14 protein-coding genes and 1 pseudogene are annotated in these 15,203 nt (G+C 64.9%); 6 read left to right on the top strand and 9 right to left on the bottom strand.

Going from position 1 to position 15,203, the window contains the following annotated elements:
- Positions 1-215 precede the first annotated feature (215 nt).
- Complete coding sequence (locus tag KAK11_RS13615; protein WP_210809728.1) at positions 216-1,034, bottom strand: DUF4393 domain-containing protein; 819 nt, start codon at positions 1,032-1,034, stop codon at positions 216-218.
- 252 nt (positions 1,035-1,286) lie between these two features.
- Between KAK11_RS13615 and KAK11_RS21835 the strand changes: the two are divergent.
- Positions 1,287-2,344, top strand: a pseudogene (locus tag KAK11_RS21835) (integron integrase).
- Between the two features lie 234 nt (positions 2,345-2,578).
- A complete protein-coding gene (locus tag KAK11_RS13605; RefSeq protein ID WP_210809726.1) occupies positions 2,579-2,962 on the top strand; it encodes a VOC family protein in 384 nt (127 codons plus the stop codon).
- Between the two features lie 7 nt (positions 2,963-2,969).
- Here the strand turns inward: KAK11_RS13605 and KAK11_RS13600 are convergent, their stop codons facing one another.
- Entirely contained in the window at positions 2,970-3,488 is a 519-nt protein-coding gene (locus tag KAK11_RS13600) for a cupin domain-containing protein (protein WP_246498945.1), read from the bottom strand.
- Positions 3,489-3,558: 70 nt separating this feature from the next.
- Here KAK11_RS13600 and recQ point away from each other — a divergent pair, with 70 nt between their 5' ends.
- The gene (gene recQ / locus KAK11_RS13595; protein ID WP_210809725.1) at positions 3,559-5,481 is read left to right on the top strand and encodes a DNA helicase RecQ; all 1,923 of its coding nucleotides are present in this window, start codon (positions 3,559-3,561) and stop codon (positions 5,479-5,481) included.
- Here recQ and KAK11_RS13590 read toward each other — a convergent pair.
- Complete coding sequence (locus tag KAK11_RS13590; RefSeq protein WP_210809724.1) at positions 5,475-6,581, bottom strand: GGDEF domain-containing protein; 1,107 nt, start codon at positions 6,579-6,581, stop codon at positions 5,475-5,477. The genes recQ and KAK11_RS13590 overlap by 7 nt on opposite strands.
- A 143-nt stretch (positions 6,582-6,724) precedes the next feature.
- Between KAK11_RS13590 and KAK11_RS13585 the strand changes: the two genes are divergently transcribed.
- Positions 6,725-8,077 carry a TIGR03862 family flavoprotein gene (locus KAK11_RS13585; RefSeq protein ID WP_210809723.1) on the top strand — a complete coding sequence of 451 codons (1,353 nt, stop codon included), beginning with the start codon at positions 6,725-6,727 and terminating at the stop codon, positions 8,075-8,077.
- Here the strand turns inward: KAK11_RS13585 and bioB are convergent.
- The 3 genes from bioB to panB are packed head-to-tail and all read right to left on the bottom strand — an operon-like array spanning position 8,045 to position 10,800.
- On the bottom strand, positions 8,045-9,073 hold the full coding sequence (bioB, locus tag KAK11_RS13580) for a biotin synthase BioB (protein ID WP_210809722.1): 1,029 nt from the start codon (positions 9,071-9,073) through the stop codon (positions 8,045-8,047). The two genes, KAK11_RS13585 and bioB, sit on opposite strands and share 33 nt — an antisense overlap.
- 6 nt (positions 9,074-9,079) lie before the next feature.
- Positions 9,080-9,928 carry a pantoate--beta-alanine ligase gene (panC, locus tag KAK11_RS13575; protein ID WP_210809721.1) on the bottom strand — a complete coding sequence of 283 codons (849 nt, stop codon included), beginning with the start codon at positions 9,926-9,928 and terminating at the stop codon, positions 9,080-9,082.
- 17 nt (positions 9,929-9,945) lie between these two features.
- A complete protein-coding gene (gene panB / locus KAK11_RS13570; RefSeq protein ID WP_210809719.1) occupies positions 9,946-10,800 on the bottom strand; it encodes a 3-methyl-2-oxobutanoate hydroxymethyltransferase in 855 nt (284 codons plus the stop codon).
- A 115-nt stretch (positions 10,801-10,915) separates the two neighbouring features.
- On the opposite strand from panB, the gene gshB reads away from it, so the two are divergent.
- Positions 10,916-11,881, top strand: coding sequence for a glutathione synthase (gene gshB, locus KAK11_RS13565; protein WP_210809718.1), 966 nt, complete (start codon positions 10,916-10,918; stop codon positions 11,879-11,881).
- On the opposite strand, the gene KAK11_RS13560 is transcribed toward gshB, so the two are convergent.
- The 3 genes from KAK11_RS13560 to KAK11_RS13550 are packed head-to-tail and all read right to left on the bottom strand — an operon-like array spanning position 11,851 to position 13,270.
- Positions 11,851-12,384, bottom strand: coding sequence for a class IV adenylate cyclase (locus tag KAK11_RS13560; RefSeq protein WP_210809717.1), 534 nt, complete (start codon positions 12,382-12,384; stop codon positions 11,851-11,853). The two genes, gshB and KAK11_RS13560, sit on opposite strands and share 31 nt — an antisense overlap.
- The gene (locus KAK11_RS13555) at positions 12,384-12,851 is read right to left on the bottom strand and encodes a hypothetical protein (RefSeq protein WP_210809716.1); all 468 of its coding nucleotides are present in this window, start codon (positions 12,849-12,851) and stop codon (positions 12,384-12,386) included. The genes KAK11_RS13560 and KAK11_RS13555 overlap by 1 nt, the downstream gene beginning before the upstream one ends.
- Positions 12,848-13,270 (bottom strand): DUF1801 domain-containing protein, encoded by a 423-nt coding sequence (locus KAK11_RS13550; RefSeq protein WP_210809715.1) that lies wholly within the window; start codon positions 13,268-13,270, stop codon positions 12,848-12,850. Before KAK11_RS13550 ends, KAK11_RS13555 begins: the two co-directional genes overlap by 4 nt.
- A gap of 161 nt (positions 13,271-13,431) precedes the next feature.
- On the opposite strand from KAK11_RS13550, the gene KAK11_RS13545 reads away from it, so the two are divergent.
- Positions 13,432-15,198, top strand: a complete 1,767-nt coding sequence (locus KAK11_RS13545) for an EAL domain-containing protein (protein ID WP_210809714.1) — start codon at positions 13,432-13,434, stop codon at positions 15,196-15,198.
- Positions 15,199-15,203 lie beyond the last annotated feature (5 nt).

Here is a 15,203-nt window from a genome sequence, read left to right as displayed (position 1 = left end):
GTAAGGAGCGCAGCGACTGAAGGGCACCAATGCTGGCCATGAAAATGGCGAAGCCATGGCCAGTGTTGGCGTCCGCGTTGAACCGACAGTTAGGCTGTGGCGCGTAGCGGAAGGCTTGGCAAGTCGCATGGCCTGAATTTACATTGTGTGTTGCACTTCACATGTCAATCCACGCGCATATTTGTTGTGGTTTATGTCGAACTTGATGTGCCAATCTACGCTTTGCTCTGAACGCAAACGGCTACGAACTGCTTTCCAAGTTCCGTGACTCGTAATCCTTTCCGCTCGAATACGCAAGTCCATTCCTCATTTGCATCAATCTGAGCTTTCAGATTCTGCACAGCAGGAGCATTTTCTAGGGCCTCATAGACACGAGGGGCCGTGTACTCATACATCGCCGGGACCTCTGCCAATCCCAGGCGGCAGAGGTTATCGATGTAGGTTGGCGTTAAGTGTGGAAACTCTAGATTGGCTTCTTGGCCCAACAGCGAAAAGTTAATCATAACGTCTTTGCCGCCGCTCTTCTCTGGGGTTTGTTGCTTGTATTCCCGGCGGACATTTAGCAGGGGGAAGGCTCGGGGGCGGATGAAAAGCCCTACCAGCTTTGCTTCATCAGGCGTGAGTTGCTTGATTATCTCTACAAAGGCAGGATGCGCGCCTGCTGCAGTTGTTTTGTCCATTGAAGCAGCGATCAGGTTCGCATACAGTTCGCTGAGAGAGTTCTCATGTCCTGTGTAACGCAATGACTCCAGCGCAGGTCCAGCTACATTTGGCTTCGGCGTCACAATATTTTCTTCGGCAACATTCTTAAGTCGCTCCGCCACCTTTGTGGCAACGAAATCCTTAATTTGATCGTATCCCCATACAAGGGCGCTGACTGGTGCTAGCGCGAGATGGACTGATTTGGCAACGGTTTGGAGTGCTTTGCCTAATTCTTGAGCAGCAGGCTGAACTACATCTTGGTAGACGGGGACAGCTTGTACAACGCCTGTCACGGCGTCAACAACATCTCTTACTTTGCTTTCATCCGTCATGGGTTCTCCATTTAACCTAAGGAATAGCTCTTCGGGTCGTTGTTTGCGGCCTAACGTGTTCTATACAGACAGCATACGCCACCTAGGCAGCAAGGCTGCTCCCTAAAACGGGCGGGGTGAGTGCAAAAAAGTGCCTGTCGCATAAACACTTTTGCTCAAAAGCTGTATATTTATCCAGCATTAAATTTTCGACAAAAGCGGCACGCGGTTACAAGTTCTCTTTGAGAGCCCAGCGTGCACCGGGAGGCCATGATGCCAGTCACCTTTCCCGCTGTACCCGCACTGCCGCCACGCAAGACGCTTCGTCCCGAGCCGCCCGGTCAAGACCTGCCGCCACTGAAGTCACCACGCCTGTTGGCGCAGCTTCGTGAACGGTTGCGCTTCATGCACTACAGCCTCCGCACCGAGGAGGCTTACGTCTACTGGGTCAAGGCTTTCATTCGCTTTCACGGCCTGCGGCATCCCGCTGAGATGGGCGGCTCCGAGGTGGAGGCGTTTCTCACGCACCTTGCAAATGATCGATCAGTGGCGCCCTCCACCCACAGCCAGGCGCTGTCCGCCCTGCTGTTTTTCTACGGCAAGGTGCTGGGCCATCAACTGCCCTGGCTGAAGGAAATCGGACATCCCAGGCGGCAACGCCGGCTGCCAGTGGTGCTGACCGTGGAGGAGGTACGTCAGGTGCTGCGCGCCATGGTTGGCGAGCATCAACTCCTCGCACAGCTGCTGTATGGCTGCGGTCTGCGGATCACCGAAGCCCTGCAGTTGCGGGTCAAGGACGTGGATTTCGGCCAGCGTGCGGTGATCGTGCGGGAGGGCAAGGGGGCGAAGGACCGTGTGGTGATGCTGCCGCAGTCATTGGTGCCGGCACTGCGCGCTCAGCTGGGCTTGGCGCGTTCCTTGTGGGCGGCAGACGTGGAGGCCGGTACCGCGGGGTTGAGATGCCACATGCGCTGGAGCGCAAGTACCCGCGCATGGGGTCAAGTTGGCCGTGGTTCTGGGTGTTCCCTCAAGATCACCATTCAACTGATCCAGTCAGCGGCGTGGTGCGACGGCATCACCTCTACGACCAGACCTTCCAGCGGGCGTTCAAGCGCGCAGTTCAAGCCACCGGCGTCGCCAAGCCGGCCACGCCTCACACTCTGAGGCATTGCTTCGCAACCCACTTGCTGCAGAGTGGCACAGACATCCGCACCGTGCAGGAGTTGCTCGGGCATTCAGATGTCGCCACGACGATGATCTACACCCATGTATTGAAGATGGGCGGGGGTGCGGTGCGTAGCCCGCTCGATGCGCTTGCTCAAGAGGGCTGAAACCCTTTGGGGCCAGGGTGGCGAACGACTGTTTAAGCGCAAAGCAGACAGCCAAGGGGAGTCGTCGAATGTCTGCAATCAGCCTGAAGCAACCGCCCCAGACCGCGCCTGTCCGCAGTGGAATGACTTGCACGGAATACTGTTATTACATACAGTATTTATCTTTTACTTGAGATGACGCACGACGCCGCCTTGACGTCGCCACTCGCAAGCTTCACTTCCAAAGGGAACATCATGAATTTGTACGTTACGTTAGGGGCCAAAGACGTCGCCGTCGCCCATGCCTTCTACGATGAGGTGCTGGCCACCATCGACTGGTCCTCGCATGCCAACTTTCCGGGCTGGCGTGGCTACTCGGCAGGGGGCCATGGTGAGGGCCCTACGGTGTGGGTCTGCACACCCTTCAATGGTGAACAGGCCAGTGCGGGCAACGGGGTGATGGTGGCATTTCCGGCCGCATCTCCCGCCCAAGTCGATGCCTTCTATGCGGCGGCGATGGCACAAGGCGCTCAGGACGAAGGGGCTGCTGGCCCACGCGCCGACTACGGGCCCAACTGGTATGCCGCCTATATGAGAGACCCCACGGGGAACAAGATCGCCGTCGTCTACAACGGCTAATGCCCCCTCAAACCTCCCCCTCCCAATAATCCACCGCCTCCCCCGCCCGCTGAACCAGCTTGACCCCCGGCGCCCAGGCCATGGACTTGGCCGAGTCGGGGTACTCGCAAATCTCGGGCTTGATCTGGGTGCTGATGCTCAGGTACTTGAGCTCGGCGTCGGAGGTGTTGAGCAGGTGGTGCGGGTAGAGCGGGCCGGGGGGGATGGTGATCACGTCGCCGGCCGTCACCGGTAGCAGCTCGCCCGCCACGCGCAGGTGGCCTTGGCCTTGCAAGATGACGAACATCTCTTCTTGCGCGTGGTGCAGGTGGTAGGGGCAGCTTTGTTGGCCGGGGGGCACCACGTCCACGCTGCAGCCCATCTGCGTGGCGGCGGTGCCTTCGGTCAGCGAGGCAAAGGTGGAGGTGTAGCGCGGCGGGCGCGAGAAGCGCTGCGCCTGCGGGCCGGCCAGGGCCTCGTCCATATTGCGGATCAGGCGCTCGCGCAGTTGAGCGGGGGTCAGCGGGTCGGCTGGGGACGGCGTCATCGTGGGCTCCAAGCGGGGTGATTCGGAGGCTTGCATGGTCGCACACCGGGTACCATGCCGGGCGATGCCCATGTCCACCCTGCCTGATGCCGCGCTGCCCAGCGCCGACCCCACCTCCACCGACCCGCTGACCATTCTGCGCGAGGTCTTTGGCTACACCGCCTTCCGGGGGCACCAGGCCGCCATTGTGCGCAGCGTGATCGAGGGCCAAGACGCGCTGGTGTTGATGCCCACCGGCGGCGGCAAAAGCCTGTGCTACCAGGTGCCGGCCATTGCCCGCCACCGCGCAGGCCTGGGCGTGACGATTGTGGTCAGCCCCTTGATTGCGCTGATGCACGACCAGGTGGGCGCGCTGGACGAGGCGGGCGTGCCTTCGGCGTTTTTGAACTCGTCGCTGGACAGCGCAGGCACCCAGCAGGTGGAGCGTGACCTGCTCTCGGGCAAGCTGGTGCTGCTGTATGCCGCGCCCGAGCGCATCACACACCCGCGCTTTTTGGCGATGTTGGAGTCGCTGCACGAGCGGCAGAAGCTGAGCCTGTTTGCGATTGACGAGGCGCACTGCGTGAGCCAGTGGGGCCATGACTTCCGCGAGGAGTATTTGCAACTGGGCGTGCTGACTGAGCGCTTTGCCGGCGTGCCGCGCATGGCGCTGACGGCCACCGCCGACAGCCACACCCAGGCCGACATCTTGGAGCGCTTGAGCCTGCAGCAGGCCGAGCGTTTTGTCAGCAGCTTTGATAGGCCCAACATCCGCTACACGATTGTGGAGAAGGACAACGCGCGCCTTCAGTTGCTGCGCTTTTTGCGCGACGAGCACGAGGGCGATGCGGGCATCGTCTACTGCCAAAGCCGCAAGAAGGTGGAAGAGACGGCCGAGTGGCTGCAAGACGAGGGCCTGAGTGCCCTGCCCTATCACGCCGGGCTGGACGCCCACACGCGGCGCCGCCACCAAGACCGCTTTTTGCGCGAGGACGGCCTGATCATGGTGGCCACCGTGGCCTTTGGTATGGGCATCGACAAGCCCGATGTGCGCTTTGTGGCCCACCTGGATTTGCCCAAAAACATTGAAGGCTATTACCAAGAAACCGGCCGCGCCGGGCGCGATGGTGAGCCGGCTAACGCATGGATGAGCTACGGATTGGCCGATGTGGTGAACCAGCGCCGCATGATTGACGAGAGCGCGGCGGGCGAGGAGTTCAAGCGCCTGCAGCGCAGCAAGCTGGACGCCCTGCTGGCCATGAGCGAAAGCCTGGACTGCCGCCGCGTGCGGCTGCTGCAATATTTTGGCGAAGAGCGTGAATCGGGGTGGCGCTGCAACAACTGCGACAACTGCCTGCAGCCCCCCGCAAGGTGGGATGCCACCGAGGCCGCGCGCATGGCGCTGTCCTGCATTTACCGCTGCCACCAGCATTCGGGCTTTGGCTTTGGCTCGGCGCATTTGATCGACGTGCTGCGTGGCGCCTCGACCGAGAAAACCCGCCAGCGCGGCCATGAGCAGCTCTCCACCTGGGGCATTGGGCGGGCCATTTCAGAGACGCAGTGGCGCGGCGTGATCCGCCAGTTGATTGCGCTGGGCCATGTGGTGGCCGAGGGCGAGTACTACACCCTGGGCCTGGCCGACAGCGCGCGCGCGGTGCTGCGCGGCGAGGTCAAGATCGAGCTGCGGGAGCCGCGCGAGCCCACGCCCCGTGGCAGGGGCAGCCGCAGCAGCAAGGCCGGCGTGGCGCCCAAGGTGCCACGCGCCGCCGCCACGCTGGACGCCGAAGGCCAGGCCCGCTTTGCAGCCCTGAAGGCCTGGCGCAGCGAGGTGGCCAAGGAGCACAACCTGCCGGCCTACATCGTCTTCAACGACGCAACGCTGGCGCAAATGGCGGCCGATGCGCCCGACAGCCTGGACGCGCTGGCCGGCATCAGCGGCGTGGGCGCCAAGAAGCTGGAAGCCTATGGCCGGGAGATCTTGCGGGTGTTGGAAGCGGTGTCCATGGCTCAGTGAGCCGTGATCACCGTCTGCGCCTCGACCCGGTTGCGGCCATTGTTCTTGGCGCGATAGAGCGCCTTGTCGGCCCGGTGCACCAGGCTGTCGGCGGTGTCGCCGGGCAGGGTCTGGGTCACGCCCAAAGAGAGGGTGACCGGGTCGCCATGGGCAAACTCAAACGCGGCCACGGCCTTGCGGATGCGCTCGGCCAATTCGAGTGCCGCATGCATGGGCGTGGCCTGGGCCACCACCATGAACTCCTCACCGCCCCAGCGGCCTAAGCGGTCGCTGGCACGCAACTGGTCGCTCAAGAGCTGGGCCATTTGCACCAAGACTTGGTCGCCGCCGCTGTGGCCGTGGTTGTCGTTGATGGGCTTGAAGTGGTCGATGTCCATCAAGATGATGCTGGTGGGCACATGCCCGCGCTCGGCCACCGAGAGCCCGGCGCGCAGGTGCTCTTGCAGGGCACGGCGGTTGCCCACGCCGGTCAGCGCGTCACTCAGCGCCAGCTCTTGCGCCACTTGCAGGCGGGCGCTGGCGCGGTGAAAGCTGGCCCGCAGGTCGGAGATGGCCAAGAGCAGCACGATGTAGACCACTTGCGACAGCGCCAGCACCGGCATGGTGGTGGTGAACTCTTGGCCCCAGTTGGGCCGCAAATTGAAAGCCATCGCCACAAAGATGGGCGTGAAGGTGAGCAGCGCGACGATGAAGGAGATGAACATGGCGGGGCGCGCCGCCAGCATCACAAAGATCAGGCCATAGCCAAAGGGCAACCACACCAGGGTGGTCAGCAGGGTGTATTGGTTCAAGGGCGCGTCGCCGATGAACAGCACCATCAGCAAGACGGCCATCAGGTAGAGATTGACCGTCACCACAGACACCAGGCGCACCGCGCCCTGGTACTGAGGCCAGCGCCACAGGGTCAGGCCCCCGACGGCAAATACCGTCACCAGCAGCGGGTAGAGGTAGCGGTCCCACCACGAGACCACGCCGTTGGCATGCTCCCACGCGGAGATCAACAGCACCACGGCCGCGCCAATGGGCAGCAGCAGGCGCAGGGCGCGCAGTTCCCCTTCGCGAGAAGTAGCTTGGGCGTTGGTGGGCTCGGAAAAGGGCATGACAGAAGGGGCTAGCGGCTGCCTTCGTCGCGCGCGCGGGCCACTTAAGCGCCACGCCGGCCCCAAGTGTGTCCGTTTGTATCGATTTCTTTTTGCGGGCGGGCCGGCAGCAAGCAGGCCCGTGTCATAGACTGCCACGCCTCATGACCCACGCTTTTGCCCCTGACTCCGCCCCGCTCGCCGGGCCTTCTTCTTCTTTGACGCCACACGCTGACACCCTGCGCGTGGCCGTGGTGGGCGGGGGCCCCGCCGGGCTGATGGCCGCCGAAGCCCTGGCGGCGGGCGGTGCCCAGGTGGATGTGTTTGACGCCATGCCCTCGGTGGGGCGCAAGTTCTTGCTGGCCGGCAAAGGCGGGCTGAACCTGACCCATGCCGAGCCCCGCGCAGCCTTCACCCGCCGCTTTGGCCGCGAGGCGGAGCGGGTGGCCGCTTGGCTGGAGGCCCTCTCCCCCGAGGGCTTGCGCGCCTGGGCAGAGGGCTTAGGCATCGCCACTTTTGTGGGCAGCTCGGGCAAGGTCTTTCCGGCCGAGATGAAGGCGGCGCCGCTGCTGCGGGCTTGGTTGTCGCGGCTGCGCGCGGCGGGTGTGCGCTTTCATCAACGCCACCGCTGGCAGCCCGAAGGCTTTGGCGCGCGCAGCGCCGAGGGCGGCTGGACGCTGCACTTTGACACGCCGCAAGGCCGCGCCGAGCACCGCGCCGACGCGGTGGTGCTGGCCCTGGGCGGCGGCAGTTGGGCGCGCTTGGGCTCCGACGGTGCCTGGGTGGCGCCGCTGCAAGCCGCCGGCCTGCCCATCACCCCGCTGGCGCCCAGCAACTGCGGCTTTGACATCGGCTGGAGCGCGCACCTGGCAGAGCGATTCGCCGGCACACCGCTGAAGAACGTGCGCCTGGCCTGCGACGGCCCGGACGGCGAACGCTTTGACCGCCTGGGCGAGTGCGTGCTGACCGCCACCGGCTTGGAGGGCAACCTCGTCTATGCCGCCAGCCGCCTGCTGCGCGAGCGCCTGGCCCAAGACGGCCAAGCCCCCTTGACGTTGGATCTCGTGCCGCACCGCAGCCAGGCCGAGCTGCACAAAGCCCTGGCCAGCGGCCAAGGCACACGCTCCATGGCCAACCACCTCAAAGAAAAAGCGGGCTTGAGCGGCGCGCCCGCCAACCTGCTGCGCGAAGGCCTGAGCCTGGAAGACTGGAACCGCCAAAGCCGCGACCCCGCCTGGCTGGCCGCCCGCATCAAGGCCCTGCCCCTGGTGGCCCACGCCGCCCGGCCCTTGGACGAGGCCATCAGCAGCGCCGGAGGCGTGCAGTTGGCCAGCCTCGACGACGGCCTGATGGTGCGCCACCAACCCGGCCTGTTCTGCGCCGGTGAAATGCTGGACTGGGACGCCCCCACCGGCGGCTACCTGCTCAGCGCCAGCATGGCCAGCGGGCGCGTGGCGGGTCAGGGCGTGCTGGCGTGGTGGCGCTCAGCCGCCCGTGGCGCGGGCGCGCAGGCCTAAACGCTGCAGCAGCGCTTGGTCGCGGGCCACATCGGGGTTACCGGTGGTCAGCAGCTTGTCGCCGTAAAAGATGGAGTTGGCGCCGGCCACAAAGCACAGGGCTTGGATGCCTTCGGGCATTTGCTGGCGGCCCGCCGAGAGGCGCACGCGCGCCTTGGGCATGGTGATGCGCGCCACCGCGATGGTGCGCACAAACTCAAACGGGTCGAGCTTGTCGGTGCCAGCCAGCGGTGTGCCTTCGACCTGCACCAGCTCGTTGATGGGCACGGACTCGGGGTAAGGGTCGAGATTGGCCAATTGGGCGATCAGGCCTGCGCGCTCGCGGCGGCTCTCGCCCATGCCGACGATGCCCCCGCAGCACACCGACATGCCCGCACCGCGCACATGCTCCAGCGTGTCCAAGCGGTCTTGGTAGTCGCGGGTGGTGATGATGCGGCCGTAGGTCTCGGGGGCGGTGTCGAGGTTGTGGTTGTAGTAGTCCAGCCCGGCCGCCTTGAGCTGCTCGGCCTGCGGCTTGCTCAGCATGCCCAGGGTGCAGCAGGCCTCCAGGCCCAGCGACTTGACCTCGCGCACCAGCTCGGCCACTTTCTCCACATCGCGGTCTTTGGGGGCCCGCCAGGCCGCGCCCATGCAAAAGCGGGTCGCACCGGCGGCTTTGGCGGCCAAGGCCGCCTCGCGCACGGCATCGACTTCCATCATCTTGCTGGCTTCCACGCCGGTGTCGTAGTGCACCGACTGGGGGCAGTAGCCGCAATCTTCGGGGCAGCCGCCGGTCTTGATGGACAGCAGCGTGGCCAGCTCCACCTCGTCAGCGGCAAAGTGCTGGCGGTGTACGGTTTGGGCCTGGAACAGCAGCTCGGTCAGCGGCAGCTCAAACAGCGCTTCGATCTGCTCGACGCGCCAGCGCGCGGCGGCGGCGTCTGCGGCCTCGGCAGCCGGCTGGGGACGATGCAGGTGGATGGGCGCCTCAGCGGCCCCCGTGCAAACAGAGCTCATGGTGGATCAGCATTCCAGGTTGTCGATCAGCCGGGTGGTGCCCAGCCGCGCGGCGCCCAGCACCACCAGCGGGGCGCCTTGTGAGCGCTCTTCGTCGGTGGGGGGCAAGAGGTCGCCTCGGCGGCGAAGGGTGAGGTAATCGGGCGCCCAGCCGCGGGCGCGCAGCGCGTCCATGGCCTGCGCCTCCAGCGTGGCCAGCGGTGTGCCGGCAATGCGGCTGGCTGCAGCCAATGCGTCCAGCGTGCGCTTGAGGTGGATGGCTTCAGCGCGCTCGGTGGCACTCAAATAGCCATTGCGCGAAGACAGCGCCAGGCCGTCATCCGCGCGCACCGTGGGCAGGCCGACGATGCGCAGCGGCATCGCAAACTGGCGCACCATGCCGCGCACCACGGCGAGCTGTTGGTAGTCCTTCTGGCCAAACACCGCCACCTCGGGCTGCACGCACTGGAAGAGCTTCATCACGACCGTGCACACACCGGTGAAAAAGCCGGGGCGGAACTCGCCTTCCAGCAGATCGGCCAGCGAGGCGGGCGGGTGGACCTTGTAGGTCTGCGGCTCGGGATAAAGCTCTTTTTCAGCGGGTGCAAAAACGATGTCGCAACCCACGCTTTGCAGCAGCTCGCTGTCGCGTGCCAGGGTGCGGGGATATTGGTCAAAGTCTTCGTGCGGCAAGAACTGCAGGCGGTTCACAAAAATGCTGGCCACCACCGGCGCGCCCGGCAGGGCTTGGGCACGCGCCTCGCGCACCAGAGCCAGGTGGCCTTCATGCAGATTGCCCATGGTGGGCACAAAGGCGGCGCCGGGGCGGCCGGCCAGGGCGGCCCGCAGCTCGGCCAGGGTGTGAATGACTTGCATGGTGTTGCTCTTTATCTTCAGTACCCGTGCTGGGTCTCATCAGGAAAGGCCTGGGCCTTCACATCGGCCACATAGCGGGCCACGGCCTGCGCGGTGGGCAGCACGGTGCCGCTGCCGGGCTCCAGGGTGAAGTCGCGCACAAAGCGGGGCTTCTTGCCGCTGGTCAGGCCCAGCATGTCGTGCAGCACCAGCACTTGGCCCGAGGTGCCCACGCCAGCGCCAATCCCAATCGTCATCAGGCCTGGCAAGGCTTCCGTGATCTCGCGCGCGAGTGCCGAGGGCACCAGCTCCAGCACCAGCATGGCCGCACCGGCCTCGGCCAGCGCGCGGGCGTCGGCCTTGAGCTGGGCCGCGCCGCCGTCGTCCCGCCCCTGCACCTTGAAGCCGCCCAGCGCATGCACGCGCTGCGGCGTCAGGCCCAGGTGGGCGCAGACCGGAATGCCCCGATCCACCAAGAAGCGCACGGTCTCAACAATAGGCCCAGCGCCTTCGAGCTTGACCATTTGCGCACCCGCCCGCATCAGCGCGGTGGCTGCCGCAAAAGCCTGCTGGGGCGAGGCCTCGTAAGCGCCAAAGGGCATGTCAGCAATCAGCCAAGCCGCCTTCTTGGCGCGCGCCACGCAGGCCGTGTGATAGGCCATGTGCTCCAGCGTCACCGGCAGCGTGCTCTTCTCGCCCTGCACCACATTGCCCAGAGAGTCGCCCACCAACAACACGTCCACGCCCGCGCCGTCCAAGACCTGCGCAAAAGTGGCGTCATAGCACGTCAGCATGGTGATCTTCTCGCCCCGCGCCGCCATGTCGCGCAGACGCGGCAAGCTGACCGCCGGACGCGCCGTGGCCGAAGAAGTCTCAGAGGTGTGTACGCTCATGGTGCAATGCAACAAGCCCTTGTGATGGGGGCGCATTCTGCACGGTTTGGCCGATGCCCGCCGCCGATTGGCGGCACACTGGAGTCAGTCCTCCATTTTTTGCTGAGTCCCCACCATGAACCTGCTCTTCGTTGCCGACCCGCTGGAATCGTTCAAGACCTATAAGGACAGCACGTTTGCCATGATGCGCGAGGCCACGCGGCGCGGCCACAGCATCGCGGCCTGCGAGCCGCGTGACCTGCATTGGGTCAGCGGTGGCAAAGTCAGCGCCACGGTGCGGCACATCACGGTGGATGTCAGCCATGACCCGCACGGCCACGCGCCCTGGTTCACCGAAACGCCCACCAGCCGCACCGCGCTGGCCAGCTTTGACGCGGTGGTGATGCGCAAAGACCCGCCCTTTGACAGCGAGTTCTTCTATGCCACCCATTTGCTGGGACGGGCCGAGGCCGAGGGCGCCAAAGTCTTCAACCGCGCTGCAGCGCTGCGCGACCACCCCGAAAAGCTGGCGATTCTGGAGTTCCCCCAGTTCACCCCGCCCACGCTGGTGACGCGCCAAGCCGCCGATGTGCGCGCCTTCCACGCCGAGCACCGCGACATCATCTTGAAGCCGCTGGACGGCATGGGCGGCAGCGGCATCTTCCGCGTGCGCGACGACGGCCTGAACCTAGGCGCCATCATCGAAACCCTGAACCGCGATGGGGCACAGACCTTGATGGTGCAGCGCTATCTGCCCGAGATCGTGGACGGCGACAAGCGCGTGCTGGTCATCGGCGGCGAGCCCATTCCCTTCAGCCTCGCGCGCATCCCCCAGGGCGGCGAAGTGCGCGGCAACCTGGCCGCCGGGGGCAAGGGCGTGGCCCGCCCCATCACCGACCGCGACCGCGAGATCGCCCAAGCCATCGGCCCCAAGCTCGCTGCACGCGGCCTGATGCTGATCGGCCTGGACATCATCGGCAGCCACCTCACCGAGATCAACGTCACCAGCCCAACCTGCTTCCAAGAGATCACGGACCAGACGGGGTTTGATGTGGCGAAGCGGTTTGTGGATCAGTTGGAAGCGGATGTGGCGGCTCGGTGAGCCAGCAAGTCCACATACGCCCCCTGCACCAAATCCTCAGGCGACACGCCCAAGCGTGCCATCAGCGTATGGGCTTCTTGCACGCCAAGCTCTTCCGGCTCGCCCTCTTGCAGCACCACTTCTAGCTCTAGCCAAGCGCCCAGGCCCTGCACCTCGTCCAGATGCACGCGGGTGCGGCCGACCAGGTAGAGCGTGCGAAGTTTTTGCACGCGTCCAGTTTGGCCCCAGGCCAAGGTCAGGGACTCGCGCAGCGTGTCCGGCTCAGACGTGGTGCTGAGCAGGTAGAACGAGGTTTTGGGGCCAGAGTGATCGGGGCGTTGATAGAAGATCAGCTCGCCGTGGCCGTCCTCAAAGGTGCGCAGCTTCAAGCGCCCTTGCTGGGTGTGAAAGAAGGTGTCGTCTTGTGCGATGCGCTCTGGGCCGTGATGGGCCAGCGCAGCGGCTCTGGCCTCCACTGCGGCACGGTCGCGCAGGCGGGCTTTGATTTCGATGTTGCGCGCCATCAGAGCTTGGCTTTGGCGGCCAAGGCACGAACCCTGCCCAAGCTGGACTCGGCACCGTCGGGGTGGCGGACCAGGGTCTTGATGAACTCGGCGCGCCTGAAGCGCAGTGCCGACCAGTCTTCGTCCACCGCCACTTGGCGCACCGGCTCAAAGCCCGCTGCACCCAGGATGGCCCAGCCGCTGTCCCGGGTGAACTCGCAGCGCAAGTGTTTGGACGAGCCTTTGGGATAGGCCAGCCAAACCACGGCGTCGCCTTGGGTGGCTTGGGCGAGTTGGGCGCTGAAGGTGTCGCGCTGGGCCAAGGTCTGCGCAAAGGCCAGGGCAAAGGCAACGGTACTGGCGGGCGGTGATCGGTGCAGCGTCACGCCCTGCAAGGCGGCCAACTCGGGCTCGAAGCTGGCCGGGGCATTCAAGACCAAGAGGCTGCGGTGTGCACCCAGGTTGAGCTTGGTGAACAGCGGCGTCATGGATAGCGCCGCCGCATCTCCGCCACCGACCCACGCACCAGTTCCTCCAGCACGCCCAGGTCAATGTCAGTGAGGCGCTTCACCGACAAGCAGGCCTTGCCCATCTTGTGCTTGCCCAAGCGTTGCATCAGCGCGGCTTGCTCGCTGCCTTCTGTGCCGGCCAAAAGGTAGATGCTCCAGTCGGCCTTGCGCGGCGAGAAGCCCACCAGCGGTGCGTCGCCCTCGCGGCCGCTCTCGTAGCGGTAGTGATACTGGCCAAAGCCCACGATGCTCTCGCCCCACATTTGCGGCTCGCAGCCGGTGACGCGGCGCATCAGGGCCAGCAGTTGGTCGGCCTCGCCGCGCCGCGCAGGCTCGGCCTTGGCATCCAGAAAGGCCGTGACATTGGCAGCGGTGGGGCGGGTTTTTGCGTCGGACATGCGCAGCCTCGTCAGTGATATGACGAGGCTATTCTCACCGAATCAGGGAGCTCGCAGAGCACGCCTATGCTCGGAGTTTTCATGCCTCTTGAAGTATCCGTTAGCTCCTATACTGCACCTCGCTTGGAGAACCCCCTCTGGCCTTCAGGAGCCACCGCTTCATGTCCCCAAAGACATCGCCCGCTCGCTCAGGATCTCACCGCTCCCCGCCCACACCCGTCGCCTGGACCCAGCCCGACGAGGTGTTGCAACAGGTCGAGCAGCGTCTGAGGCACCCGCGGCTTTCGGCGCGCACGCGTTGCCACCTGCGCATGCAGCGCGCCAAGGCGAACTGGCGGCTGGGTCATACCGAGCAAGCCTTGTCGGAGATGCAGCACCTGCGACAGGAGTTGAGCCCTCAACACCAAGAGCCCTTGCTGGCGGTGCTCTTGATCGACTTGGCGGGGATTCAAATCAATTTGGCAGGCCATTTCGAGGCAGCACTCGACACCTTGGCGCAAGCCCAGGCCTTGGCTGACGCCAGCGCAGACCCCACCTTGCAAGCCCGCGTGCTGTGCGCCACGGCCCCTTTGCTGGGGCGGCTGGGGCAGCTGGAAGAAGCCGAGCGTGTACTCCGCAATGGCCTTCGTTTGCTGCAGGCGCCACAGCCGACGTCTTTAGGCCTGAGCCTCACGCTCAATCTTGGCAGGGTGCTGATCGGCCTGGAGCGCTGGGCCGAGGCGATTGGGCTGCTGGAAGCCACGCAGACGAGGCTCAACAGCCTCAAGCCTCGCGCACGAGGCGGGTTGAGCTTGGACCAACTGCAGGGGCGTCAACGCAGCGCGCAGCGTTTACTGGCGCTGGCCTATGCCCGCAGCGGCAGCGCAGAAAAGTCCTTGGCACTGTGCGAGCTGGCCCAAGAGCAGCTCCATGCCAGCGCACCTGTGGAGGACTGGCTGGGCATTCGCGTGGTCCATGCCGAGGCCCTATGGCGCACAGGGCAGCGCCAGCGTGCCTGCCAGCAGTTGGCGCAATGGGCCCAGCAAGCCCAGCACCATGGCCTGCACGCCATGGTGCTGGAGATTCAAGACGTGCTGGCCCTGTTGCACGCGAAGCCGCGCCCGTCTGACGAGCTGTGGCCCTGTGCGCCAGTGAACACGCCGCTCAGCCCTGCTGATGTGCGCCAGAGCCTGCTCAAACGCGACTTGCCTCTGGCCTTGGGACGGCAGGAGCTTCAAGCCTGGTTCCAGCCCATCATGAACACCGACGGGCGCAGCAGCCAGCAGTTGGAGTTGCTCGCGCGCTGGCCACACGAGCACTGGGGCTGGGTGCCTCCTCAACAATTTGTGGCGCTGGCTGAGCAAGGGCCCAGCATCCATGATCTCGGGCGCTGGGCCGTGGCCTCGGCTGCCGAGTTTTTGGCGCAGCCAACGCAGGACTCGCGCCTCGTCGTTGGGGTCAATCTTTCGGTGATGCAGCTGAGCCGCCCAGCCTTGGTGGACGAGTTCCTGGGCATTCTTCAGGCCCATCGCATCCCCCCACAGCGTTTAGTACTGGAGCTGACCGAGTCCCGGCCGCTGAGCGACGATCCGCTGGCCGTACAGCAACTGATCGCCTTGCGCACCGCCGGCTTTGGGCTGGCTCTGGATGACTTTGGGGCGGGCTTTGCCAACTTCGACCTGCTGGACCGCGGTCTCTTTGATCAACTCAAGATCGACAGGTCTCTGACCGCTGCACCAGGGCATTTGGGACGCCGGCGCGCCATTCTCGAATGCATTCAAGGCATGGCCGAACGCCTTCAGTTGCGGGTGGTGGCCGAAGGCGTTGAGCACCCCGAGCAGTGGGCGTGGTTGCGAGAGTGCGGCATCGATCACTTTCAAGGCTTTCTGTTCGCCCACCCCATGCCGCTGTCGGATTTGCAGCCCTGGCTGCGTGAACATGGGGGCTGAGCATC

The organism is Ideonella paludis (assembly GCF_018069865.1).
GTDB lineage: Bacteria > Pseudomonadota > Gammaproteobacteria > Burkholderiales > Burkholderiaceae_C > Ideonella > Ideonella paludis.
Note: the sequence above shows the minus strand (reverse complement) of the source record. Positions and strands in the feature narration are given on the sequence as shown.

What these genes read in the sequence shown, in the direction of transcription:
- KAK11_RS13615 (WP_210809728.1), bottom strand. Translation starts at nt 1,034, where the DNA reads ATGACGGATGAAAGCAAAGTAAGAGATGTTGTTGACGCCGTGACAGGC.
- KAK11_RS13605 (WP_210809726.1), top strand. Translation starts at nt 2,579, where the DNA reads ATGAATTTGTACGTTACGTTAGGGGCCAAAGACGTCGCCGTCGCCCAT.
- KAK11_RS13600 (WP_246498945.1), bottom strand. Translation starts at nt 3,488, where the DNA reads ATGACGCCGTCCCCAGCCGACCCGCTGACCCCCGCTCAACTGCGCGAG.
- recQ (WP_210809725.1), top strand. Translation starts at nt 3,559, where the DNA reads ATGTCCACCCTGCCTGATGCCGCGCTGCCCAGCGCCGACCCCACCTCC.
- KAK11_RS13590 (WP_210809724.1), bottom strand. Translation starts at nt 6,581, where the DNA reads ATGCCCTTTTCCGAGCCCACCAACGCCCAAGCTACTTCTCGCGAAGGG.
- KAK11_RS13585 (WP_210809723.1), top strand. Translation starts at nt 6,725, where the DNA reads ATGACCCACGCTTTTGCCCCTGACTCCGCCCCGCTCGCCGGGCCTTCT.
- bioB (WP_210809722.1), bottom strand. Translation starts at nt 9,073, where the DNA reads ATGAGCTCTGTTTGCACGGGGGCCGCTGAGGCGCCCATCCACCTGCAT.
- panC (WP_210809721.1), bottom strand. Translation starts at nt 9,928, where the DNA reads ATGCAAGTCATTCACACCCTGGCCGAGCTGCGGGCCGCCCTGGCCGGC.
- panB (WP_210809719.1), bottom strand. Translation starts at nt 10,800, where the DNA reads ATGAGCGTACACACCTCTGAGACTTCTTCGGCCACGGCGCGTCCGGCG.
- gshB (WP_210809718.1), top strand. Translation starts at nt 10,916, where the DNA reads ATGAACCTGCTCTTCGTTGCCGACCCGCTGGAATCGTTCAAGACCTAT.
- KAK11_RS13560 (WP_210809717.1), bottom strand. Translation starts at nt 12,384, where the DNA reads ATGGCGCGCAACATCGAAATCAAAGCCCGCCTGCGCGACCGTGCCGCA.
- KAK11_RS13555 (WP_210809716.1), bottom strand. Translation starts at nt 12,851, where the DNA reads ATGACGCCGCTGTTCACCAAGCTCAACCTGGGTGCACACCGCAGCCTC.
- KAK11_RS13550 (WP_210809715.1), bottom strand. Translation starts at nt 13,270, where the DNA reads ATGTCCGACGCAAAAACCCGCCCCACCGCTGCCAATGTCACGGCCTTT.
- KAK11_RS13545 (WP_210809714.1), top strand. Translation starts at nt 13,432, where the DNA reads ATGTCCCCAAAGACATCGCCCGCTCGCTCAGGATCTCACCGCTCCCCG.